Origin of the sequence: Pseudomonas sp. MS15a(2019), from assembly GCF_013277805.1 — a bacterium.
GTDB lineage: Bacteria > Pseudomonadota > Gammaproteobacteria > Pseudomonadales > Pseudomonadaceae > Chryseomonas > Chryseomonas benzopyrenica.
In genome coordinates, this window is sequence record NZ_VBTN01000011.1 from 346,017 (window position 1) to 367,326 (window position 21,310).

Sequence of the window (21,310 nt, forward strand, 5' to 3'; positions counted from 1 at the left end):
CACGGATGCCTGCCATGAACGCCTTTTCCCTGGCGGCGGCCCTGACCGCCGCCCTCGTCCTGACCGGCTGCGTACGCGACCCCATGCCTGCCGAACAGAACGCCGCTCCGACCCTGACGCCGCGCGCCTCCACCTACTACGACCTGCTGGCGCTGCCGCCACCCAAGGGACCGCTGGTGGCCGCCGTCTACGGCTTCCGCGACCAGACCGGGCAGTACAAGCCCAATCCGGCCAGTTCCTTTTCCACCGCTGTGACCCAGGGCGCCGGCAGCATGCTGGTGGACGCCCTGCAGGCCAGTGGCTGGTTCGTGGTGCTCGAACGCGAGGGTCTGCAGAACCTGCTGACCGAACGCAAGATCATCCGCGCCACCCAGAACAAGCCGGACCTGCCGGAGAATCTGCAGCAGGCGCTGCCGTCGCTGCAGGCGGCCAACCTGCTGCTGGAAGGCGGCGTGGTGGCCTATGACACCAACGTCCGCAGCGGCGGCGAAGGGGCGCGCTACCTGGGCATCGGCCTGTCCGAGGAGTACCGGGTGGATCAGGTCACGGTCAATCTGCGCGCCATCGACACCCGCAGCGGCCGGGTGCTGGCCAATGTCATGACTTCCAAGACCATCTATTCCATCGGGCGCCAGGCCGGCGTCTTTAAGTTCATCGAATTCAAGAAGCTGCTCGAAGCCGAATCCGGCTACACCACCAACGAGCCGGCGCAGCTGTGCGTGCTCTCCGCCATCGAGGCGGCGGTCGCCCATCTGGTTGCCCAGGGCGTGGAGCGCCGGCTGTGGCTGGTGGCCGACGGTCGCGATCCCCGTGACCCGGCGCTGACCAAGTACCTGGAGCCGACCCGGCGCTAGGGATTAAGCCGCGAGGCCCGCGGGATTCGCTCCCTGGAGCGATAGCGATGGGCCAGGCGGCTCCGGACAATGCCAGGCGGAGAAACTCAGGCAATGACGGTGACAGAGATGCGCAGCCCAACCCGCGGCCTGACCGTGGTCCTAGCCCTGGCACTCGGCCTGAACGCCCTGGCATCGGCCGCCGATCTCATGGAGACCGGCGATCTGGGTCAGGCACCGGCGGCCCAGCGGGATGCCGCCATCCGCCAGCTCGGCATAGACAACCAGGCGCTCATCGACCAGCGCGGCACCGCACTGCGCGCTCAAATCGCCCAGAGTGGCGCCACCCAGGAAGCCAGCATCCTCCAGGATGGCACGGAGCTGAGCGCAGTCATCCTCCAGGGTGGCTACGGCAACGTCGCGCGCATCGAGCAGGTCGGCAGCGGCAACCAGGCCGACATCCTGCAACTTGGCGTCCAGGGCAACGCCCGCATCGAACAGCACGGCTCGGGCCTGTCCAGCCGCATCGTCCAGTACGGAAGCAACCAGAACACGGTGGTACGCCAGTACCGCTGATGGCACTCATGGAGATCAGACAGATGTTTCTACTCAGGCCCCTGGCCGCCCTGACGCTGGCCCTCGTGGCCGCCAACGCCCTTGCCCAGAACAGCACCGCCACCGTCCAGCAGAATGGCAACAGCGGTACCATCACCCTGGACCAGAGCGGCGCCGGCAACAGCGCGGCGCTCTATCAGCTGCAGGGCGAAAGCAACGAGATCAAGGTGGTCCAGACCGGCGCCAGCAGTGCCACCATCACCCAGGGCGGCGACATCTATGGCTATGCCCAGGGCAACGTGGCGAGCCTGCGCCAGGAGGGCGGCAGCAACGTCCACACCCTGACCCAGGACGGCTTCGGCAACCAGGCCACCCTCACCTCCATGGGCAGCAACAGCGGCACCCTGGTCCAGTCGGCCTCCAGCGCCCAGCTGACCCTGGAGCAGAACGGCGACAACAACCAGGTGCGCGTCGACCAGAGCGGCGATGCCGTGACGGCCACCCTCGCCCAGTCCGGCACCGACAACCGCATCGACCTGACCCAGCAGGGCTACTCGGTCGACACCGTGGAGCTGACCCAGCGCGGCCAGGCCAACGTTGCCACGGTGCTCTCCTCCGGCAAGTTCAACGAACTGACCTTTACCCAGGACGGCAATCGCAACACCCTGAACGTCGACCAGGCCGGCCGCGGCAATCGCTTCAGCGGCAGCTCCACCGGCGACGACAACCTGGCCAGCGTCACCGTCCAGGGCGACAGCAACCAGACCAGCATCGTCCAGAGCGGCAACGGCAACGAGGCGCGCCTCGACGTCACCAGCGCCATCAGCACGGCCAGCGTCAGCCAGGTCGGCGACAGCAACCGCGCGAGCATCCTGCAGACCTCGGCCAACTTCAACGGCTTCAACGACAGCGCGCGGATCTCGCAGAGCGGCTTCGGCAACAGCGCCACCATCAACCAGCGGTGACGCGCGCCGCCTGGCTGCTCGCGGCCCTCCTGCCCCTGGCGGGCGGCGCCGCGGCCAGCGCCCGTCTGGAGTTACAGCCGCAACCGGCGGGCGCTCAGGTAGAACTGTGCTTCGCCGGGGAAGAAGCGCCTCTGAGCTATGAACTCATCGTCGAAGTGCAGGGCCCCGGCGGTGTCGCCCGCACCCGTCAGGCCGGCGAGGCCAGGGGTGACGGTTGCCCGGTCACCACGCGCCTGGGCGCCGCGCCCGGCAGTCTGATCGACGCAAGGCTGAGCTGGCAGCGGCAGGGGCAGCCGCAGCCCGCCATCGAGCGGCGGTTGCAGCTGTAGCTCAGCGCAGAGGTTCCACGTGGAACCGTGGCTACAGGGTTAGCGGCAATTCCAGCGGGGTCTGCTGGCGCGCCGCCAGGCGCTGCTGGAATTCGGCCGGGTCATGAATCAGCACGTCCTGGCCGGCAAAGGCCTGGGCGGCGATCAACCGGGACAGCCAGAAGCGCACGCAGGCGACGCGCAGGAGCACCGGCCACAATTCGGCTTCGCGCGGCGTGAAGTGGCGATCGGCGGCATAGGCCGCCAGCAGCGCCCGAGCGCGCGGCAGGTCCAGCGCGCCGCTCTCGGTGGAGCACCAGTCGTTCACCGTGATGGCGAGGTCATAGAGCATCCAACCGGAACTGGCGTTGTAGAAATCGATGACGCCGGACAGCTGCGGACCATCGAACATCACGTTGTCGCGGAACAGATCGCCGTGCAGATTGGCCTCGGGCAGCGGCGGCTGCTCGCTCAGCAGCTCGCGGATCTCCCCCAGGGTGCGCTCCAGCAGCGGCCGGGCCGTGGCGTCCAGGCTTGGCGCCAGGCGCTCGCCTTCGGCCAGCATCCAGGCCAGGCCACGATCACTGGCACGCTCGATGCGCCGCTCGCCGGCAGTGGCCCGGTGCAGATGCCCCAGCAGGTGGCCGACTTCGCTGCAGTGATGGGGATTGGGCGCACGCTCGTGGCGACCGGCCAGGCGCGGTTGCAGCAGCGCCGGCTTGCCAGCCAGCTGGCGCAGGGCCTGGCCATCCTGGGTGCGTACCGCATAGGGCACCGGCAGGTCGGCGTCGTGGAGGACGTCGAGCAGCTCTATGAAGAACGGCATTTCCGCCACCGGACCGCGCTCCACCAGGGTCAGGACGAATTCGCCGCCTTCCAGGCTGATGAAGTAATTGGTGTTTTCCGAGCCCTCGGCGATGCCCCGGAAATCCCGCAGCCGGCCCAGGCCATAGGGCGCGAGAAAGGCTTCGAGGGTGGGACGATCGAGGGGCGTGAAGACGGACATGACGGGGCCTGGCGGGAGAGTGTGCGAGCGGCGCGCAGTTTACCGGTCCAGGCGCCCTGCGCCTACCAGCTGAACAGTCGCCAGCTGGGAACGTGCAGGGTCGGCTTGTCGTTGGCGGCGGTGCTGCTGCCATCGGCGGGCACCAGCTCGTAGGGCGCGCCGTGCTTGGGGATGACCCGGGTGGACTGCAGCACGCCGCGGATGCGCGTCTCCTCGATGGTCTGGTCACCGGCCTGGTAGCGGATCACCTTGATCTCGTCAGGCAGGGGCTTTTCCCCCGGCGGCAGTGGTTCCGCAGCCTGCACCAGCGGGGCCAGCAGCAACGCGGCGAAGAGGAAGCGACGAGCACCCATGGTAACCTTTGACCTTTTGAACGGAGCGAGTGGTCGATTCTAGAATCCGGCCCAGTTGTCGTCGAGACTGGCCGGACAGACGCCGCACACGCCACGACAAAGGTTTAGACCATGAGCCACGCCCCTCTCGTCCTGGTGGACGGTTCCTCCTATCTCTATCGCGCCTTCCATGCCCTGCCGCCGCTGATGACCTCCACCGGCAAGCCGACCGGCGCGGTGAAGGGCGTGCTCAACATGCTGCTCTCGTTGCGGCGCCAGTATCCGGACAGCCTCTTCGCGGTGGTCTTCGACGCCAAGGGGCCGACCTTCCGCGACGCGCTCTTCGCCGACTACAAGGCCCAGCGCCCGGCCATGCCCGACGACCTGCGCGGCCAGGTCGAGCCGCTGCACGCCTGCATCCGCGCCCTGGGCCTGCCGCTGCTGGCCATCGAAGGGGTGGAGGCCGACGACGTCATCGGCACCCTCGCCCGTCATTGCGCCAGCGCCGAGCGCCCGGTGGTGATCTCCACCGGCGACAAGGACATGGCCCAACTGGTCTGCCCCTATGTCACCCTGGTCAACACCATGAGCGGCAGCGTGCTGGACGTGGAAGGGGTCAGGACCAAGTTCGGCGTCGGCCCCGAGCTGATCATCGACTACCTGGCGCTGATGGGCGACAAGATCGACAACATTCCTGGGGTGCCGGGGGTGGGCGAGAAGACCGCCGCCGGGCTGCTCAATGGCATCGGCGGTGGCCTGGATACCCTCTACGCCAACCTCGACGCCGTGGCCGCCCTGCCCCTGCGCGGCGCCAAGTCGCTGGCCGCCAAGCTGGACCAGCATCGCGAGCAGGCCTACCTGTCCTACCAGCTGGCGACCATCAAGCTGGACGTGCCGCTGGAGCTGACCTTCGACGAGCTCACAGTGGGCGAGCCCCATGTGGAAGCCTTGATGGCGCTCTACCAGGAGTTGGAGTTCAAGTCCTGGCTGGATGAGCTGATCCGCGACACCAAACGCCAGGGTGCGCCCCTGCCGCTGGCCGAGGATGCCGCCACCACCCAGGTGGAAACCCACTATGACACGGTGCTGGAACAGGCCGATTTCGACGCCTGGCTGGCGCGGCTGCAGGCCTCCGACTGCTTCGCCTTCGACACCGAGACCACCAGCATCGACTCCCAGCGCGCCGAGCTGGTAGGGCTGTCCTTCGCCGTGGCGCCGGGCCAGGCCGCCTATGTGCCCCTGGCCCACAGCTACATGGGCGCGCCGACCCAACTCGCGCTGGAGCCGGTGCTGGCGGCGCTCAAACCGCTGCTGGAGGATCCCAAAAAGCTCAAGGTCATGCAGCACGGCAAGTACGACCTCAATGTGCTGACGCGCTACGACATCGGCATCCAGGGCATCGCCTTCGACACCATGCTCGAATCCTATGTGCTGGATGCCACCGCCACCCGTCACGACATGGACAGCCTGGCGCTCAAGTACCTGGGCCACAGCACCATCCGGTTCGAGGACATCGCCGGCAAGGGCGCCAAGCAGCTGACTTTCGACCAGATCGCCATCGAGCAGGCCGGGCCCTATGCCGCCGAGGATGCCGACGTCACCCTGCGCCTGCACGAGACGCTCTGGCCCAAGCTGGAAGCCGTACCGGGCCTGGCGTCGGTGCTGCGCGACATCGAGATGCCGCTGGTGCCGGCACTGGCGCGCATCGAGCGCAACGGCGCCCTGGTGGATTCGGCGCTGCTCGGGGTGCAGAGCCGCGAGCTGGGCGAAAAGATGATCGCCCTGGAAAAGGAGGCCTATGAGCTGGCCGGCCAGGAATTCAACCTGGGTTCACCCAAGCAGCTGGGCGAGATCCTCTTCGTCAAGCTGGGCCTGCCGGTGGTCAGCAAGACCGCCTCCGGCCAGCCCTCCACCGCCGAGGCAGTGTTGCAGGAACTGGCCGACCAGGACTTCCCGCTGCCCAAGGTGCTGATGCAGTACCGGCAGATGAGCAAGCTCAAGAGCACCTACACCGACAAGCTGCCGCAGCAGATCAATCCGCGCACCGGGCGCATCCACACCAGCTACCACCAGGCGGTGACGGCGACCGGGCGGCTGTCTTCCAGCGATCCGAATCTGCAGAACATCCCGATCCGCACCGCCGAGGGCCGGCGCATCCGCCAGGCCTTCGTCGCGCCCCAGGGCTATCGCCTGCTGGCGGCGGACTATTCGCAGATCGAGTTGCGCATCATGGCCCACCTGGCTCAGGACGAAGGGCTGCTGCACGCCTTCCAGAACGACCTGGACGTGCACCGCGCCACCGCCGCCGAGGTGATGGGTGTGCCGCTGGAAGAGGTCAGCAACGAGGATCGCCGCCGCGCCAAGGCCATCAACTTCGGCCTTATCTACGGCATGAGCGCCTTTGGCCTGGCCAAGCAGATCGGCGTTGGCCGGGCCGAGGCCCAGGCCTATATCGATCGTTATTTCCAGCGCTATCCCGGTGTGCTGGCCTACATGGAGCGCACCCGCGCCCAGGTGGTGGACCAGGGCTATGTGGAGACCCTCTATGGCCGCCGGCTGTACCTGCCGGACATCCACTCCAAGAACCAGGGCCTGCGTCGCGCCGCCGAGCGGGCGGCGATCAACGCGCCCATGCAGGGCACCGCGGCGGACATCATCAAGCGCGCCATGATCGCGGTGGACGCCTGGCTGCAGTCGACCCCGGAGCTGGACGCCCGGGTGATCCTGCAGGTACACGACGAATTGGTGCTGGAGGTCCGCGAAGACCAGGTGGAGCGTCTGCGCGAGGGCCTGCTACCGCTGATGAGCGGCGCCGGCGAGCTGGACGTGCCGCTGCTGGTGGAGTCGGGGGTGGGTGGCAATTGGGACGAGGCGCACTGATGGGCGCTGGAGGTTGGGATCGTTGGGCTTCGCAGGCTCAGCCCAACCTACGGGTCCCGCAGGTCGTGGTAGCCCCGTAGCGTGGAAAACGGCGCAGCCTTTTCCACCTGCGGATGGGGTGCCGAAGGTGCCCTCACCCTATCCCCTCTCCCAGAGGGAGAGGGGATAGGGCTTCAGCGCACCACGCCTTCTTCGCGCAATACCTTGAAGATGGCCGCCGCTGCCGCTTCCGGAGTCAGGTCCTTGAGGACCTGGCCGCCATCGCCGGAGGCCTTGGCCGTGGCGGCCTTGAAGCGGTCGGCGGCGGTCTTGGCCTTGATCACCTTGAGGCGCTTGGGGCGCGCCTTGGCCGGTTGCAATTCGCCGTTTTCGAACAGACTGTCCTGCACCACCTCGGTGGTTTCCACCTGCAGCTCGCCACGCCGGGCCGGGCCGAAGGCGCTTTGTCGCGGCGCGGGAGCGGCGCTGTCGACGCTGGCGACAAAGGGCAGCCGTACCCGCAGCCGCCGCCGCTGACCCCGTGGCAGGGCCTGGAGCACCGTGGCCTGGCCACCTTCCACGGCTTCCACCGCAGCGAGGCCGACCACCAGCGGCCAGCCGAGGGTCTCGGCCAGCAGATAGGGAAGCAAACCCGAGCCCTCGCCCGTCTCCGCCTGGCTACCGGTCAGTACCAGGCCGGCACCGACCTCGCGCAGGGTGTCGCCGAGGGCTGGCAGGGCATCGGCACCCGCCGGTTGTTCCAGTACGTGCAGGGCCGGCACGCCCATGCCCAGATAGCCGCGCAGGGCCTCTTCGGCGGGATCGCCGGCGTGCAGCACGCGCAGCTTGTCACCCACCAGGCGCAGGCCGAGTTCCACTGCGCGGGCATCCTGTTCCGCCCGCCGGGCCCGCCCGGAGGTGGGATGGGCGCCAACGGACACCAGGGCCACGACCTTGACGCCGTCCAGCGACGGCAGCTTCTGCTCAGGCGACATCCTGCAACTCCCCTGCCCGCTGTTGTTCGACCAGCCGCGCCAGGGCGGCCAGGATGGCGTCACCGTTGCCGATCACCGACAGATCGGCACGCTTGACCATGTCGCAGCCCGGATTGGTATTGATGGCGATGACCTTGTCGCAGCTGGCGATGCCCTGCAGGTGCTGCACGGCGCCGGAGATGCCCACGGCCAGATAGACCCGGGCGGTGACCCAGGTACCGGTGGCGCCGACCTGGCGGTTGCGCGGCATATGGCCGTCGTCTACCGCTACCCGCGAGGCGCCCTCGGTGGCACCCAGCAGCGCGGCGGTGCTGTGGAACAGCTCCCAGTCGCGGATGCCATTGCCACCGGAAAGAATGAATTCGGCTTCGCCCAGGGGGATCTGCATGGGATCCACCGCCACCGGGCCGAGATCCTCGATGCGCGACAGGTGCCGGGCGATGTTGCCTTCCAGCTGCACGGGCAGGACTTCGTGACGGGTCTCGCCGACCGGCTCCGCGCACTCCGGCAGGGCCAGGACCAGGCGCGGCAGCGGCTGCTGCAGATCCTGGCGACCGGCACCGGCGCGGCCGGTGACCATGCCGTCCTTGACCTGCCAGACACGGGTGGCGGGCCGCTCGTGCAGGGCAGCGCCGAGGCGCCGACCCAGTTCACCGCCACCACTGCGGCTGTCGGGCAGCAGCCAGTGGCGCGGCTGCAGTTCGTTGTTGACCGCGCGCAGCGCGAGTACCCGCTGTTCGGGAGCATAGCCCTGGAATTGCTCGCCTTCCAGATGCAGCAGGCGATCCACCCCGGCGGTGTCGAAGGCGGTTTCCTTGACCTCACCAAAGACCACCGCCAGCACCGCGCCCTCGGCGCCGGCCAGCTGCCGGGCCAGGCCCAGCAGGTCGCGGTCGTGGGCGGTCAGGCGACCGCTGACCAGGTCCGGCACCACGGCGATGTAGAAGGCCGGCTCGGCGATCCGGTGCAGGGGCAGCTGTTCTTCCACTGCCTGGGCAGCGCCACGACGGCCGCCGCCCTGCTGGGCGCCACTGCGGTCGATACGCTTGACGCCCTGGGGGCCAACGAAGCCGGCGGCCGCGGCGTGGGGATTCTTGCGGACCAGGCCATTGGGGCCCATCCAGCGGCTTTCGGCATCGGCACTGCTGGCGATACTTGCGTGCAGCGGATGCAGACGGTTGCGCGCGATCCGCTCGCGGCGCGGGTCGCGACGAATGATGCTCATGCTGTGCGCTCCGTGTGGGAATGTTGGGCGATGGGCGTGGTGGCCCCCTCACCCCAGCCCTCTACCCTGAGGGGTGAGGGGGTGAAAAGCGACTGGACTGCCCGGACGCAGGTAGCCATCCCCTCTCCCCCCGGGGAGAGGGTCAGGGTGAGGGGACCACCAGCCGCACTCACGACAAGGCCTCCGCCACTGGCCGCCGTGCGGCGGCCGGCTTGCTGTCCACCGGTGCCTCGACGATGGCTTCGGCCACCAGCTCGGCGATGTCCTTGATCTCCGGACGCGGGGCGACCACGCCTTCCAGCATCAGGGTGCACTGAGGGCAGCCCACGGCCACCAGCTCGGCGCCGGTTTCCTTGATGTCGGCCATGCGCATGTCGGGAATCCGCTGCTTGCCAGGGATATCGGTGATGGGCGCTCCGCCGCCGCCGCCGCAGCAGCGCGAACGGAAGCCGGAACGCTCCATCTCCTTGACCGCGATGCCCAGCGCCTTGAGTACCGCGCGCGGCGCCTCGTACTCGCCGTTGTAGCGGCCCAGGTAGCAGGGATCGTGATAGGTGATGGTGGCGCCCTGCTCGGCCAGGGCATGCTGCCCGAGATGCAGGGAGCCACGGCTGAGCAGGGTCTCGATGAAGGTGCTGTGGTGCTGCACCTGGTAGTGGCCACCCAGGTCGCCGTATTCGTTCTTGAGCATGTGGAAGCTGTGGGGATCGCAGGAGACGATGGTCTGGAAGCGATACTGGCTCAGGGTCTCGATGTTGCGCTTGGCCAGTTGCTGGAAGGTGGCCTCGTCACCCAGACGGCGGGCCACGTCGCCGCTGTCGCGCTCTTCCAGGCCGAGCACGGCGAAGTCCACCTTGGCCGCCTTGAGCACCTTGACGAAGGCGCGCAGGGTGCGTTGGTTGCGCATGTCGAAGGCGCCGTCGCCGACCCAGAACAGCACCTCGGCCTGGCCCTTGTCCTTCATCAGCGGCAGGTCCAGGTCGGCGGCCCAGTTCAGGCGACCACCGGGGGCGAAGCCGCCGGGGTTGTCAGTGGCGATGAGATTCTCCAGCACCTCGGCGCCCTTGTTCGGCGTCTCGCCGCGCTCCAGGGTCAGGTGACGACGCATGTCGACGATGGCATCGACGTGCTCGATCATCATCGGGCATTCCTCGACGCAGGCACGGCAGGTGGTGCAGGACCAGAGGGTCTCGGCGTCCACCAGGGCCTTGCCCTGACGCGCGACGATGGGCAGGTGCGGACCACCCGCGTGCTCGCCGACCGGCTTGCCCGGATAGGGCGAGCCAAAGTAATGGGCATCGCTGCCGCCCTTGAGGCCGACCACCATGTCCTGGATCAGCTTCTTGGGGTTGAGCGGCTGGCCGGCGGCGAAGGCCGGGCACATGGCCTCGCAGCGACCGCACTGGACGCAGGCGTCGAAGCCGAGCAGCTGGTTCCAGGTGAAGTCAGCGGGCTTTTCCACGCCCAGCGGCGCCTTGGGATCGTGCAGGTTCAGGGCCTTGAGGCCACTGGAGCGCGCGGCGCTGGCGTTGTGCGGCGTGCTGAAGCGCTCGGCGCGACGGTGCCAGGCCAGGTGCAGGGCACCGGCGAAGGCGTGCTTGATGGGGCCGCCCCAGGTCATGCCGAGGAACATCTCGGATACGCCCCAGGCCACGCCCACCGCCAACACCGCGGCCAGCAGCCAGCCACCGAAGTCCGCTGGCAGGATGCCGGCGACCGGCAGGGTGGCGATGAAGAAGCTCGCGGCAAAGGCCAGCAGGCTCTTGGGCAAGCGCATCCAGGAGCCCTTGGACAGCCGCGCCGGCGGATCGCGACGGCGCTTGGCAACGAACAGGGCGCCAGTGAACATGCAGGCGGTGGCCGCCAGCAGCGCCCAGCCGAGGATGCGGCTGTGCAGGCCGAAGCCGTGCACCAGGATGGCCAGCAGCGCTGCCAGGACGAAGCCGCCAGCAGTGGCCACGTGGGTCTTGGAGATGTACTTGTCGCGGTCGACCACGTGGTGCAGATCCACCAGGTAGCGCCGCGGCATCTTCAACAGCCCGCCGAGCCAGTCGACCTCGGCCGGACGCCCTTGCCGCCAGAGGCTGAAGCGGCGCACGGCGCCGATCACGGTGAGGGCCAGGGCGGCGAAGAGCAGGATGGGGAGGATGGTGTTCAACATCGATCTATCCTCACAGGGCGGGCCCCGCAGGCGCGGCCAGGGTAGCGAAGCGCTGGGGGCCGCAGAAGGTGAGCTATCGCGGCCATGGGCCGCTCCTACGAGGTACGTTCGGAGCCTGTAGGAGCGGCCCATGGCCGCGAATTTTCGAGCAGCGATTAGGCCGTCTTAGAAGTCCTTGCACAGGCGCAGGGCGTCGTAGATGGCGGCGTGGGTGTTGCGCTGGGCCACGCAGTCGCCGATCCGGTAGAGCAGGTAGCCGTTGCCGGTCTCGCCGAGCGCAGGCTGCGGCTCGATGGCGAACAGCGCCTCGATGTCCATCTGGCCCTTGTTGCGCGAGTCTTCCTTGAGGGCGTAGTAGAGCCCCTCGTCCGGCCGTACGCCGTTCTCGATGACGACCTGGTCGACCACGCGCTCCTCGCGGGCGCCGGTGTATTCGTTCTCCAGTACCGCGATCTTCTTGTCGCCCTCGGCGTAGACCTTTTCCAGCATCAGGTCGCCGGTCATGATCACTTCCTTGGGATAGAGGCTGCGGTAGTAGGTCGGGAAGGTGGTCCCGCCGATGGCCACGCCCGGCTTGATGTCGTCGGTGACGATTTCCACCTGGGCGCCCTTGTCGGCCAGGTAGTCGGCCACGGACATGCCGGTGAATTCGCAGATGGTGTCGTACACCAGCACGTTCTTGCCCGGCTCGACCTTGCCCGAAAGGATGTCCCAGCTGCTGACGACCAGGCCCTCGGCGGCATGCCAGTGATCGACCTGCTCCAGGAAGGGGTGACCGCCGTTGGCCAGGATGACGATATCCGGCCGCAGGTCGAGGATGGTCGCCGGATCGGCAGCGGTGCCCAGGCGCAGGTCGATGCCCAGGCGCGTCAGCTCCAGCTGGTACCAGCGGGTGATGCCGGCGATCTGGTCGCGCTGCGGGGCGCGCGAGGCCAAGGTGATCTGGCCACCGAGTTGCTCCTGCTTCTCGAACAGGGTGACGTCATGGCCGCGCTCGGCCGAGACGCGGGCGGCCTCCATGCCGGCCGGACCGCCGCCGACGATGACCACCTTGCGCTTGGGCCCGGTGGACTTCTCGATGATGTGCGGCAGGCCCATGTATTCGCGGCTGGTGGCGGCGTTCTGGATGCACAGCACGTCCAGGCCGTTGTACTGGCGGTCGATGCAGTAGTTGGCGCCGACGCACTGACGGATCTGGTCGATCTGGCCCATCTTGATCTTGGTGATCAAGTGCGGGTCGGCGATGTGGGCACGGGTCATGCCGACCATGTCGACGTAACCACCCTCCAGGATACGGGTGGCCTGGTTGGGGTCCTTGATGTTCTGGGCGTGCAGCACCGGCACGTTGACCACTTCCTTGATGCCCGCGGCCAGGTGCAGGAAGGGCTCCGGCGGATAGGTCATGTTGGGAATGACGTTGGCCAGGGTGTTGTGGGTGTCGCAACCCGAGCCGACCACGCCGATGAAGTCGAGCATGCCGGTGTCGCTGTAGTACTTGGCGATCTGCTTCATGTCGTCGTGGGACAGGCCGTCCGGGTGGAATTCGTCGCCGGTGATGCGCATGCCGACGCAGAAGTCGTCACCGACCTCTGCGCGCACGGCTTTCAGCACTTCCATGCCGAATCTCATGCGGTTCTCGAAGCTGCCACCCCATTCGTCGGTGCGCTTGTTCACCCGCGGCGACCAGAATTGGTCGATCATGTGCTGGTGCACGGCGGACAGCTCGACGCCGTCCAGGCCACCGGCCTTGGCCCGGCGTGCGGCCTGGGCGAAGTTGCCGATTACCCGCCAGATCTCTTCCGGCTCGATGGTCTTGCAGGTGGCCCGGTGCACGGGCTCGCGGATGCCCGACGGCGACATCAGGGTCGGCCAGTGGCCGCCGTCCCAACGCGAGCGCCGGCCCATGTGGGTGATCTGGATCATGATCTTGGCGCCATGCTTGTGCATGGCGTCGGCGAGATTCTGGAAGTGCGGAATGATGCGGTCGGTGGAGAGGTTGACCGAACTCCACCAGTGCTGCGGGCTGTCGATGGCAACCACCGAGGAACCCCCGCAGATGGCCAGGCCGATGCCGCCCTTGGCCTTCTCTTCGTAATACTTGACGTATCTGTCGGTGGTCATGCCGCCGTCGGTGGCGTAGACCTCGGCGTGAGCCGTGGACAGCACGCGGTTGCGGATGGTGAGCTTGCCGATCTGGATCGGCTGGAACATTGCTTCGAAGGCCATGACCTTCTCCTCGATCGGCTGGTGCGCGGTCTTGAGCCGCGCTCTTGCTCTTGGGTGTCGCTGGGGCGGCGGCGAGCGGGTCGCTGGCCACCCGGGGGCGGGGCGTTATTTCGGCCGGGTGACGAACAGGCCGTCGTCGTGGCCTTCTTCGGAACCGCTGTATTCCTGGACGGTGACGGTGCGGATGGCACTGCCCTTGGCGGCCAGGATCTGGTCGATGGCGCCGGAGAACCAGCCGGTGAACATGTAGTCCACCTTGCGATTGACCTTGCCGTAGACGTAGACGAAAGCGGAATGCTTGAGCTTGACCTCGGCGTAGCCGGTGTCCAGGTCGAGCTTCTGGGTCTCGAACAGGCCCCAGCCGCGCTGCGACAGGCGCTTCATGTAGTGCTCGAACACCGCGGCGCCGTGGATGCCATGGCACTCGGCTTCCTTTTCACACCAGTGCCAGGCCGACTTGTAGCCGGCCTTGTAGAGGATTTCGGCGTACTTGTCGGCGCCCAGGACTTCTTCGATACCCATGTGGTTGTTGACGAAGAAGTGCCGGGGTACGTACAGCATCGGCAGGGCGTCGGTGGTCCAGACGCCGGTTTCGTCGTCGACCTGGATGGGCATTTCGGGGGCGTGGCTGGCCATGTGTGGAGCTCCGATTCGCTAATACGTATCTAAAAAAAGGTGTGGGTGAATGCCCGTGGAGCCGTAGCGAACGCGCCGCTGGCAAGGAGCCCCGCAGCGCCAGGTGAGAGCAGTACCGAGGTACGGCGAACCTGGCGCGAGGACGCGACGCCGCTAGCGGTGTGCGCAGTAGGCTCCAGAGGTATTCACTACTCGCCCCAGACTTCGCCGAGGATGCGCATCCAGTTCTCACCCATGACCTTGCGCACGGTGCGCTCGGGCATGCCGCGCTTGAGCAGGGTCTCAGTCAGGTTGGGGAATTCGCCCACGGTGCGGATGCCCAGCGGGTTGACGATCTTGCCGAAGCTGGTCAGGCGACGGGCGTAGCCCTTGTCGTGGGTCAGCCACTCGAAGAAGTCGTGGCCGTGGCCCTGGGTGAAGTCGGTGCCGATGCCGATGGCGTCTTCGCCCACCAGGTTCATCACGTACTCGATGGCCTCGGCGTAGTCGTCGATGGTCGAGTCGATGCCCTTGGCCAGGAAGGGGGCGAACATGGTCACGCCGACGAAGCCACCGTGGTCGGCGATGAACTTGAGTTCCGCATCCGACTTGTTGCGCGGATGCTCTTTCAGGCCGGACGGCAGGCAATGGGAGTAGCAGACCGGCTTCTTGGATTCGAGGATGACTTCCTCGCTGGTCTTGGAGCCGACGTGAGAGAGGTCGCACATGATGCCGACGCGGTTCATCTCGGCGACGATCTCGCGGCCGAAGCCGGACAGACCGCCGTCGCGCTCGTAGCAGCCGGTGCCCACCAGGTTCTGGGTGTTGTAGCACATCTGCACGATACCCACGCCGAGCTGCTTGAAGATCTCGACGTAGCCGATCTGGTCTTCGAAGGCATGGGCGTTCTGGAAGCCGAACAGGATGCCGGTCTTGCCCTGGGCCTTGGCCTGGCGGATTTCGGCGGTGGTGCGCACCTGGACCACCAGATCGCTGCACTCGCGGATCAGCTTCTGGCTCGCCGCGATGTTGTTGACCGTCGCCTGGAAGCCCTCCCATACCGAGACGGTGCAGTTGGCGGCGGTCAGGCCACCCTTGCGCATGTCTTCGAAGAGTTCGCGGTTCCACTTGGCGATGATCAGCCCGTCGATGACGATGCTGTCGGCGTGGAGTTCGGTGGCATTCATGACAGGCTCCGGCGTTGGTCTCGCGCCGGAACGGGTGCCGGCGATTCGAGGCCAGCATAGCCCCGGGGTCCTGGCCGACCGGATGCAAAAACGACAGGGGTATCACCAGAAGCGTCAGGCCAGGGTCGCGCTACCGGTCAGCGACCGCGGCGAGCTCGCCCGCCGACAGCCGGCCCTCGCGGCGAGGCCGATCCTCCCGTGGACTCAGGCCGAAGCGCTGGCGGTAGCAGCGGGAGAAATAGGACGCGGATTCGAAACCGCAGGCCAGGGCCACGTCCAGCACGCTGGCCTCGCCCTGCTGCAGCAGCTGGCGCGCCCGGTCCAGGCGCAGCTGCAGATAGAAGGTGGAGGGGGTCGTCTGCAGATGGAGGCGGAACAGCCGCTCCAGCTGGCGGCGGGTCACCTGGATGCCGGCGGCCAGTTCCAGGGTGCCCAGGGGCGTCTCGGTATGGCGCTCCATGCGCTCCACCACCCGGATCAGCTTGCGGTTGGCGATGCCGTAGCGCTGCGCCACCTGCAGCCGCTGGTGCTCGCGCGGCGGGCGGATGCGCCCGAGCACGAATTGCTCGGAGACCTGCACCGCCAGTGCGCTGCCGTGGCTGCGGCCGATCAGCTCCAGCAGCAGGTCGAGACTGGCGGTGCCGCCGGCGCAGGTGATGCGACCGCGGTCGATCTCGAACAGCTCGCCGGTCACTTCCAGTTGCGGCCAGGCTTCGCGAAAGGCCGCCACCGCCTCCCAATGCAGGGTGATCCGGTGGCCGTCCAGCAGCCCGGCACGGGCCAGCACCAGGGCACCGGTGTCGATGCCGCCCAGGGGATGGCCGTGGCGGGCGACCTGGCGCAGCCAGCTGGCGAGGCCGTCGTCGTAATGGCCCAGGGGCTCGAAACCGGCCACCACGAACAGGGTGGTGCCCGGCTCCAGGGCGTCGAGGCCGCCGTCGACATTGACCGACATGCCGTTGCTGGCGGTCACCGCCGCCCCGTCACGTCCGAGGATGCGCCAGTCATAGCTGCCCGGACGGAATCGATTGGCCACCCGCAGGGGTTCCAGGGTGGCGATGAAGCCCAGGGCGGAAAAGCCGGGCAGCAGGAGAAAGGCAAAGGACTGCGGCATGGGTGGGGCGTCCCCGGTAACGATTGACTTGTGCAAGCAAGAAGGTCGCCAGGGTGCAAATTCAGGTCGTCGGGCTACGCATGCCTGGCAGGCGAGGCGCCTAGGGTAGAAGGCAACCGGCAGTCATCCCCGCCCGCCGCTCCAGGGAGTTCGCCATGCCCAACAAGACCCTCAGCACCACCCTCCTCGCCTGCGGCCTGCTGGCCGCCACCCTCGGCAGCGCCCGCGCCGCCGATCCCGACAGCTGCCAGACCGTACGGATGGGCATCGTCGGCTGGACCGACGTGGTCGCCACCAGTGCCCTGGCCGAGGTCATGCTCGAAGGCCTCGGCTACGGCGTGAAGCCGACCACCGCCTCCCAGCAGATCATCATGGCGGCCATGGGCGACAAGAATCTGGATGTCTTCCTCGGCTACTGGCAGCCGACCATGCAGCCGGTGGTGCAGCCCTTCGTCGACAAGGGCCAGGTCAAGGTGCTGACCCCGCCGCTGCTGGCCGATGCCCAGTCCACCTTCGCGGTGCCCGAGTACGTCTACGAGGGGGGCCTGAAGACCTTTGCCGACATCGCCCGCTTCAAGGACAGGCTCGGCGGCAAGATCTACGGCATCGAGCCGGGCAGCGGCGCCAACCGTGGCACCGCCGAGATGATCAAGACCGACCGCTTCGGCCTCAAGGACTTCCAGCTGGTGGAGTCCAGTGAGGCGGGCATGCTCACCGCCGTGCGCCGGGCCGAGAAACGCAAGGAATGGATCGTCTTTTTCGGCTGGAAGCCGCACCCCATGAATCTACAGATCAAGATGCACTACCTGACCGGCAGCGAAGACGTCTTCGGCCCCAACGAAGGCCAGGCCACGGTCTCGGTGGTGACCACCGCCGACTATCCACAGCGCTGCCCCAACGTCCAGCGCCTGCTCGCCAATCTGCACATGGACAGTGCCGAGGTCAGCGCCGTGATGGCCCCCATCCTGGAACGCACCGCACCCAAGGACGCCGCCCGTGCCTGGCTCAAGAACAACCCGCAACGCCTCGACGCCTTCCTCCAGGGCGTGACCACCCGCGCTGGCCAGCCCGCCGCTGCTCTCAAGCTCTGATCGCCCAAGGACAGACCCCATGAACACCGATGTCATCGTCACCTGCGCCCTGACCGGCGCCGGTGATACCGTAGGCCGCAATCCCCATGTTCCCGTCACCCCGGCAGAGATCGCCGCAGCCGCCCTGGAGGCCGCCCGCGCCGGCGCCACCGTGGTGCACGCCCATGTGCGCGACCCCGCCACCGGCAAGCCCAGCCGCGACGTGGCCCTCTATCGCGAGGTGGTCGAGCGCATCCGCGAGGCGGACGTCGACATCATCGTCAACCTCACAGCCGGCATGGGCGGTGACCTGGAGATAGGGCCAGGCGAGACACCCACCGACTTCGGCCCCGGCTCGGACCTGGTCGGTCCCCTCACCCGCCTGCTGCACATCGAAGAGTTGCGCCCGGACATCTGTACCCTGGATTGCGGCACCCTCAACTTCGGCGACGGCGACTTCATCTATGTCTCCACCCCCGCGCAACTGCGCGCGGGGGCCAGGCGCATCACCGAACTGGGAGTGAAGGCGGAACTGGAGATCTTCGACACCGGCCATCTCTGGTTCGCCAAGCAGTTGCTCAAGGAAGGCCTGCTGCAGGACCCGCTGTTCCAGCTGTGCCTGGGCATTCCCTGGGGCGCCCCGGCCGACACCGCCACCATGAAGGCCATGGTCGACAACCTGCCGCCGGGCGCCTGCTGGGCAGGTTTCGGCATCGGCCGCATGCAGATGCCCATGGCCGCCCAGGCCATGCTGCTGGGCGGCAACGTGCGCGTCGGCCTGGAAGACAATCTCTGGCTGGACCGGGGCGTCCACGCCACCAACGGCAGCCTGGTGGAGCGGGTCATCCAGATCATCGAACGCCTGGGCGGGCGCGCCCTGAGCCCCGCCGAGGGCCGGACGAAGATGCAGCTGGGAGGTGCCCGATGAGCGCCGTCTTCGCCGCCCTTGGGACCGGCGTGATCGGCGCCGGCTGGATCGCCCGGGCCCTGGCCCGGGGCCTGGAGGTGCGCGCCTGGGATCCGGCGCCCGGCGCCGAAGCCGCCCTGCGCACCCGCCTGGCCAATGCCTGGCCGGCGCTGGAGGCCCAGGGCCTGGCGCCCGGTGCCAGCCTGGACCGCCTGACGTTCCATACCGATCTGGACGCCGCGGTCGCCAGCGCCGACGTCATCCAGGAAAGCGCCCCCGAACGCCTGGAGCTCAAGCGCGAACTGCATGCCCGGGTCAGTCGTGCGGCGCGACCCGACGCCCTGATCTGCTCCAGCACCTCGGGGCTGCTGCCCAGCGATTTCTATGCCGAAGCCCTGCACCCCGAGCGCTGCCTGGTGGGCCACCCGTTCAATCCGGTCTATCTGCTGCCGCTGGTGGAGGTGGTGGGCGGCAGCCAGACCTCGACGGCCAACCTGGCGCGCGCCGAGGCCTTCTATCGCGAGCTGGGTATGCGGCCGCTGCGGGTGCGCAAGGAGGTGCCTGGCTTCATTGCCGACCGCCTGCTCGAAGCCCTGTGGCGCGAGGCCCTGCACCTGGTCAACGACGGGGTCGCCACCACCGGCGAGATCGACGACGCCATCCGCTACGGCGCCGGCCTGCGCTGGTCGTTCATGGGCACCTTCCTTACCTACACCCTGGCCGGCGGCCCGGCGGGCATGCGCCACTTCATGAAGCAATTCGGCCCGGCGCTGAAGCTGCCCTGGACCTACCTGGAAGCCCCGGAGCTGACCGACGGCCTGATCGACGCCGTGGTCGAGGGGACCCGGGCCCAGCAGGGCGACCTGGAACTGGCGGCGCTGGAGCGCTATCGCGACGACTGCCTGCTGGCGGTGCAGGCGGCCATCGCCGGGTGCAAGGCGCGCCACGGCATCTTGGATTAGGAGCGGTCATGATCATCCACCGTACTTCGGTCGCCCGCGAGTGGGTCGACTACAACGGCCATCTGCGCGACGCCTACTACCTGCTGATCTTCAGCCACGCCACCGACGCCCTGATGGACGCCATGGGCCTGGACGCCGCCGGCCGCGCGGCCAGCGGGCACTCGCTATTCACCCTGGAGTGCCACCTCAACTTCCTCCACGAGGTGAAGGCGGACGCCCAGCTGGAGGTGCGGGTGAGATTCCTGGCCCTGGACGCCAAGCGCCTGCACCTGCACTTCGGCCTCCATCACCAGGGCCAGGCCGACCTGTTGGCCGCCTCCGAGCAGCTGCTGCTGCACGTCCACCTGGACGGTCCCCGCTCGGCACCCTTCGCGCCGCGGGTGCACGACTGGCTGGCGACCCGGCTGGCGGCGCAGCGGGAGGAGCTCTGGCCAGAGCATGTCGGGCGGGTCATTGGCCTGCCCCCGCCCCGCCCATGAAGGCGCCGCCGCTGTCGACGGACATGGCCGCCTTCGTCGCAGCCAGCCAGGCCTTCGCCACTACCGATCCAGACTTCCAGGCACAGCGCCAGGCCTATGCGCGGCTCTGCGCCGCCCTGGCGCCGGCTGACTACAGGGGCCTGGCGGTCAGCGATCACCGCGCCGGCGCCGTACCGTTGCGGCTGGTGGCGCCGCGAGAGTCCGCCGCTGACCGCCCCGCCCTGCTCTATCTGCACGGCGGCGGCTGGATGCTCGGCGACCTGGATTCCCACGGCTTTCTCGCGGCACGGCTGGCGCGGCGACTGGGGCTGGCGGTGCTGCTGGTGGACTATCGCCTGGCGCCGGAGCATCCCTATCCTGCGGCCCTGGACGATGTCCGGCGGGCCTGGGACTGGCTGCAACGTGAGGCTCAGGCACTGGGGTTGGACGAGCGCCGGCTGGCGGTGGCCGGTGACAGTGCCGGCGGCACTCTCGCCGCGGCCCTGTGCCTGGCGCTGCGCCAACAGGGTCGCGCCCAGCCGCGGGCTCAGGTACTGATCTATCCCGCGCTGACGGATCGGGGGCTGCCCAGCGAGCGCCATCAGGCCCAGGCACCGCTGCTGAGCGCGACCGACTGGCGGGCTTGTCTGGATGCCTATCTGCCCCGCCCGGAAGATCGCCGGGATCCCCTCGCCTTGCCGCTGCAGGCTGGCGATTTCAGCGGGCTGGCGCCCGCCCTGGTCGCCGTGGCGCAGCGCGATCCCCTGGCTGACCACGGCCGCGCCTATGCGGCCGCCTTGCGCGCCGGAGGGACGCCCATTCGCCTATGGGAGGGCGCGGGCCTGCTGCATGGCGCCCTGCGCGCCCCGGGTCGGCGCGCCGAAGCCCTGCGCTGTGCCCTGGAGCGCTTTCTCGGCGGCGAACTGGGCTTGGCACCCGCGGCCAACCTGTCAAAAGACAAAAAAAAACCTCAACCGCTGGAGACGGAAGAGGTTCAAACGCCCTGATGGGCCTCAGTGTGTAACCGTGGATTGCTCGGCTCTGGAGGCGAACAACCGCAAAATATCGTGGATAGGGCGCATTCTAACGGCGAACGTCGGTTTTGACCCTGCGGCAGATTGTCCAGGCAGGGCGTCGTAATAAACCTACATTGCCTGGCTGGCCGGCGAGGCGCTTTCCAAAAACGACATCGGGCTATGCGGCGACGCCAGCCTGGCTTGCCGTCTGCGACGCCAATGGGAGAATCCAGGCATTCCACCTGAGAGGGCAGTGCCATGATGATCGCCGACTTGATCGACCAGGACGACTTCCGCGACCGCCTGCGTGCGCTGGGTTTCAACGTGACGCCCGCGGCAACCGCGGACGAAGCCTGTCGCCAGGCCGTGACCGGGCTCAACCAAGAGCGTGCCCAGGCCCTGCGCCAACTGATCCAGGAGTTGCTGTCCGGCAGCGCGGCGCTGCTGCCGGCGGTGCGCCAGGCCATCGACCAGCAATTGCTGCCGGCCCTGGCCCCGACGCGTGCCTAGCGAACG

Annotated in this window: 20 protein-coding genes; 11 read left to right on the top strand and 9 right to left on the bottom strand. The window is 67.9% G+C overall.

Features of this window, described 5'->3' with window-relative positions; translation table 11 throughout:
* Positions 1–14: 14 nt before the first annotated feature.
* The 4 genes from FEZ61_RS18695 to FEZ61_RS18710 all read left to right on the top strand — a co-directional run bounded on the left by FEZ61_RS18695 (position 15) and on the right by FEZ61_RS18710 (position 2,682).
* Positions 15–854, top strand: coding sequence for a CsgG/HfaB family protein (locus FEZ61_RS18695; protein WP_017641598.1), 840 nt, complete (start codon positions 15–17; stop codon positions 852–854).
* A 108-nt stretch (positions 855–962) separates the two neighbouring features.
* Complete coding sequence (locus FEZ61_RS18700; protein WP_064309123.1) at positions 963–1,409, top strand: curli fiber surface-exposed nucleator CsgB; 447 nt, start codon at positions 963–965, stop codon at positions 1,407–1,409.
* Positions 1,410–1,432: 23 nt separating this feature from the next.
* Positions 1,433–2,353, top strand: coding sequence for a hypothetical protein (locus FEZ61_RS18705; RefSeq protein ID WP_242455194.1), 921 nt, complete (start codon positions 1,433–1,435; stop codon positions 2,351–2,353).
* The gene (locus tag FEZ61_RS18710) at positions 2,350–2,682 is read left to right on the top strand and encodes a hypothetical protein (protein WP_173149947.1); all 333 of its coding nucleotides are present in this window, start codon (positions 2,350–2,352) and stop codon (positions 2,680–2,682) included. Before FEZ61_RS18705 ends, FEZ61_RS18710 begins: the two co-directional genes overlap by 4 nt.
* Before the next feature lie 31 nt (positions 2,683–2,713).
* Here FEZ61_RS18710 and FEZ61_RS18715 read toward each other — a convergent pair whose 3' ends face one another.
* Both FEZ61_RS18715 and FEZ61_RS18720 read right to left on the bottom strand, forming a co-directional pair.
* A complete protein-coding gene (locus tag FEZ61_RS18715) occupies positions 2,714–3,667 on the bottom strand; it encodes a homoserine kinase (protein WP_173149949.1) in 954 nt (317 codons plus the stop codon).
* Between the two features lie 62 nt (positions 3,668–3,729).
* Positions 3,730–4,020 carry a DUF2782 domain-containing protein gene (locus tag FEZ61_RS18720; protein WP_027597317.1) on the bottom strand — a complete coding sequence of 97 codons (291 nt, stop codon included), beginning with the start codon at positions 4,018–4,020 and terminating at the stop codon, positions 3,730–3,732.
* A gap of 111 nt (positions 4,021–4,131) precedes the next feature.
* Between FEZ61_RS18720 and polA the strand changes: the two genes are divergently transcribed.
* A complete protein-coding gene (polA, locus tag FEZ61_RS18725) occupies positions 4,132–6,879 on the top strand; it encodes a DNA polymerase I (RefSeq protein WP_173149951.1) in 2,748 nt (915 codons plus the stop codon).
* A gap of 173 nt (positions 6,880–7,052) precedes the next feature.
* Here polA and FEZ61_RS18730 read toward each other — a convergent pair whose 3' ends face one another.
* From FEZ61_RS18730 to FEZ61_RS18760, 7 genes are all read right to left on the bottom strand, one after another.
* Positions 7,053–7,826, bottom strand: a complete 774-nt coding sequence (locus tag FEZ61_RS18730) for an electron transfer flavoprotein subunit beta (RefSeq protein ID WP_173150027.1) — start codon at positions 7,824–7,826, stop codon at positions 7,053–7,055.
* A 16-nt stretch (positions 7,827–7,842) separates the two neighbouring features.
* Entirely contained in the window at positions 7,843–9,078 is a 1,236-nt protein-coding gene (locus FEZ61_RS18735) for an electron transfer flavoprotein subunit alpha/FixB family protein (protein WP_173149953.1), read from the bottom strand.
* 169 nt (positions 9,079–9,247) lie between these two features.
* Entirely contained in the window at positions 9,248–11,239 is a 1,992-nt protein-coding gene (dgcB, locus tag FEZ61_RS18740) for a dimethylglycine demethylation protein DgcB (protein WP_173149955.1), read from the bottom strand.
* Positions 11,240–11,404: 165 nt separating this feature from the next.
* Positions 11,405–13,465, bottom strand: a complete 2,061-nt coding sequence (gene dgcA / locus FEZ61_RS18745) for a dimethylglycine demethylation protein DgcA (protein ID WP_173149957.1) — start codon at positions 13,463–13,465, stop codon at positions 11,405–11,407.
* A 105-nt stretch (positions 13,466–13,570) separates the two neighbouring features.
* Positions 13,571–14,101 (bottom strand): DUF5943 domain-containing protein, encoded by a 531-nt coding sequence (locus FEZ61_RS18750; protein WP_007160248.1) that lies wholly within the window; start codon positions 14,099–14,101, stop codon positions 13,571–13,573.
* Positions 14,102–14,289: 188 nt separating this feature from the next.
* Positions 14,290–15,267 (bottom strand): dipeptidase, encoded by a 978-nt coding sequence (locus FEZ61_RS18755; RefSeq protein WP_017641587.1) that lies wholly within the window; start codon positions 15,265–15,267, stop codon positions 14,290–14,292.
* A 130-nt stretch (positions 15,268–15,397) separates the two neighbouring features.
* On the bottom strand, positions 15,398–16,381 hold the full coding sequence (locus tag FEZ61_RS18760; RefSeq protein ID WP_173149959.1) for a GlxA family transcriptional regulator: 984 nt from the start codon (positions 16,379–16,381) through the stop codon (positions 15,398–15,400).
* A gap of 155 nt (positions 16,382–16,536) precedes the next feature.
* On the opposite strand from FEZ61_RS18760, the gene choX reads away from it, so the two are divergent.
* The 6 genes from choX to FEZ61_RS18790 all read left to right on the top strand — a co-directional run bounded on the left by choX (position 16,537) and on the right by FEZ61_RS18790 (position 21,304).
* Positions 16,537–17,472 carry a choline ABC transporter substrate-binding protein gene (gene choX, locus FEZ61_RS18765; RefSeq protein WP_173149961.1) on the top strand — a complete coding sequence of 312 codons (936 nt, stop codon included), beginning with the start codon at positions 16,537–16,539 and terminating at the stop codon, positions 17,470–17,472.
* 19 nt (positions 17,473–17,491) lie between these two features.
* A complete protein-coding gene (locus FEZ61_RS18770) occupies positions 17,492–18,379 on the top strand; it encodes a 3-keto-5-aminohexanoate cleavage protein (protein WP_017641584.1) in 888 nt (295 codons plus the stop codon).
* Positions 18,376–19,320, top strand: coding sequence for an L-carnitine dehydrogenase (locus tag FEZ61_RS18775; protein WP_173149963.1), 945 nt, complete (start codon positions 18,376–18,378; stop codon positions 19,318–19,320). Before FEZ61_RS18770 ends, FEZ61_RS18775 begins: the two co-directional genes overlap by 4 nt.
* A gap of 8 nt (positions 19,321–19,328) precedes the next feature.
* Positions 19,329–19,799, top strand: a complete 471-nt coding sequence (locus FEZ61_RS18780; RefSeq protein ID WP_173149965.1) for a thioesterase family protein — start codon at positions 19,329–19,331, stop codon at positions 19,797–19,799.
* Positions 19,796–20,785, top strand: a complete 990-nt coding sequence (locus tag FEZ61_RS18785; RefSeq protein ID WP_242455195.1) for an alpha/beta hydrolase — start codon at positions 19,796–19,798, stop codon at positions 20,783–20,785. Before FEZ61_RS18780 ends, FEZ61_RS18785 begins: the two co-directional genes overlap by 4 nt.
* Before the next feature lie 267 nt (positions 20,786–21,052).
* Positions 21,053–21,304, top strand: a complete 252-nt coding sequence (locus FEZ61_RS18790; protein WP_093253588.1) for a hypothetical protein — start codon at positions 21,053–21,055, stop codon at positions 21,302–21,304.
* The last annotated feature ends 6 nt before the right edge of the window (positions 21,305–21,310 follow it).

What these genes read in the sequence shown, in the direction of transcription:
- FEZ61_RS18700 (WP_064309123.1), top strand. Translation starts at nt 963, where the DNA reads ATGCGCAGCCCAACCCGCGGCCTGACCGTGGTCCTAGCCCTGGCACTC.
- FEZ61_RS18715 (WP_173149949.1), bottom strand. Translation starts at nt 3,667, where the DNA reads ATGTCCGTCTTCACGCCCCTCGATCGTCCCACCCTCGAAGCCTTTCTC.
- FEZ61_RS18720 (WP_027597317.1), bottom strand. Translation starts at nt 4,020, where the DNA reads ATGGGTGCTCGTCGCTTCCTCTTCGCCGCGTTGCTGCTGGCCCCGCTG.
- FEZ61_RS18735 (WP_173149953.1), bottom strand. Translation starts at nt 9,078, where the DNA reads ATGAGCATCATTCGTCGCGACCCGCGCCGCGAGCGGATCGCGCGCAAC.
- dgcB (WP_173149955.1), bottom strand. Translation starts at nt 11,239, where the DNA reads ATGTTGAACACCATCCTCCCCATCCTGCTCTTCGCCGCCCTGGCCCTC.
- FEZ61_RS18775 (WP_173149963.1), top strand. Translation starts at nt 18,376, where the DNA reads ATGAGCGCCGTCTTCGCCGCCCTTGGGACCGGCGTGATCGGCGCCGGC.
- FEZ61_RS18755 (WP_017641587.1), bottom strand. Translation starts at nt 15,267, where the DNA reads ATGAATGCCACCGAACTCCACGCCGACAGCATCGTCATCGACGGGCTG.
- polA (WP_173149951.1), top strand. Translation starts at nt 4,132, where the DNA reads ATGAGCCACGCCCCTCTCGTCCTGGTGGACGGTTCCTCCTATCTCTAT.
- choX (WP_173149961.1), top strand. Translation starts at nt 16,537, where the DNA reads ATGCCCAACAAGACCCTCAGCACCACCCTCCTCGCCTGCGGCCTGCTG.
- dgcA (WP_173149957.1), bottom strand. Translation starts at nt 13,465, where the DNA reads ATGGCCTTCGAAGCAATGTTCCAGCCGATCCAGATCGGCAAGCTCACC.
- FEZ61_RS18750 (WP_007160248.1), bottom strand. Translation starts at nt 14,101, where the DNA reads ATGGCCAGCCACGCCCCCGAAATGCCCATCCAGGTCGACGACGAAACC.
- FEZ61_RS18785 (WP_242455195.1), top strand. Translation starts at nt 19,796, where the DNA reads ATGAAGGCGCCGCCGCTGTCGACGGACATGGCCGCCTTCGTCGCAGCC.
- FEZ61_RS18760 (WP_173149959.1), bottom strand. Translation starts at nt 16,381, where the DNA reads ATGCCGCAGTCCTTTGCCTTTCTCCTGCTGCCCGGCTTTTCCGCCCTG.
- FEZ61_RS18770 (WP_017641584.1), top strand. Translation starts at nt 17,492, where the DNA reads ATGAACACCGATGTCATCGTCACCTGCGCCCTGACCGGCGCCGGTGAT.
- FEZ61_RS18790 (WP_093253588.1), top strand. Translation starts at nt 21,053, where the DNA reads ATGATGATCGCCGACTTGATCGACCAGGACGACTTCCGCGACCGCCTG.
- FEZ61_RS18780 (WP_173149965.1), top strand. Translation starts at nt 19,329, where the DNA reads ATGATCATCCACCGTACTTCGGTCGCCCGCGAGTGGGTCGACTACAAC.
- FEZ61_RS18695 (WP_017641598.1), top strand. Translation starts at nt 15, where the DNA reads ATGAACGCCTTTTCCCTGGCGGCGGCCCTGACCGCCGCCCTCGTCCTG.
- FEZ61_RS18705 (WP_242455194.1), top strand. Translation starts at nt 1,433, where the DNA reads ATGTTTCTACTCAGGCCCCTGGCCGCCCTGACGCTGGCCCTCGTGGCC.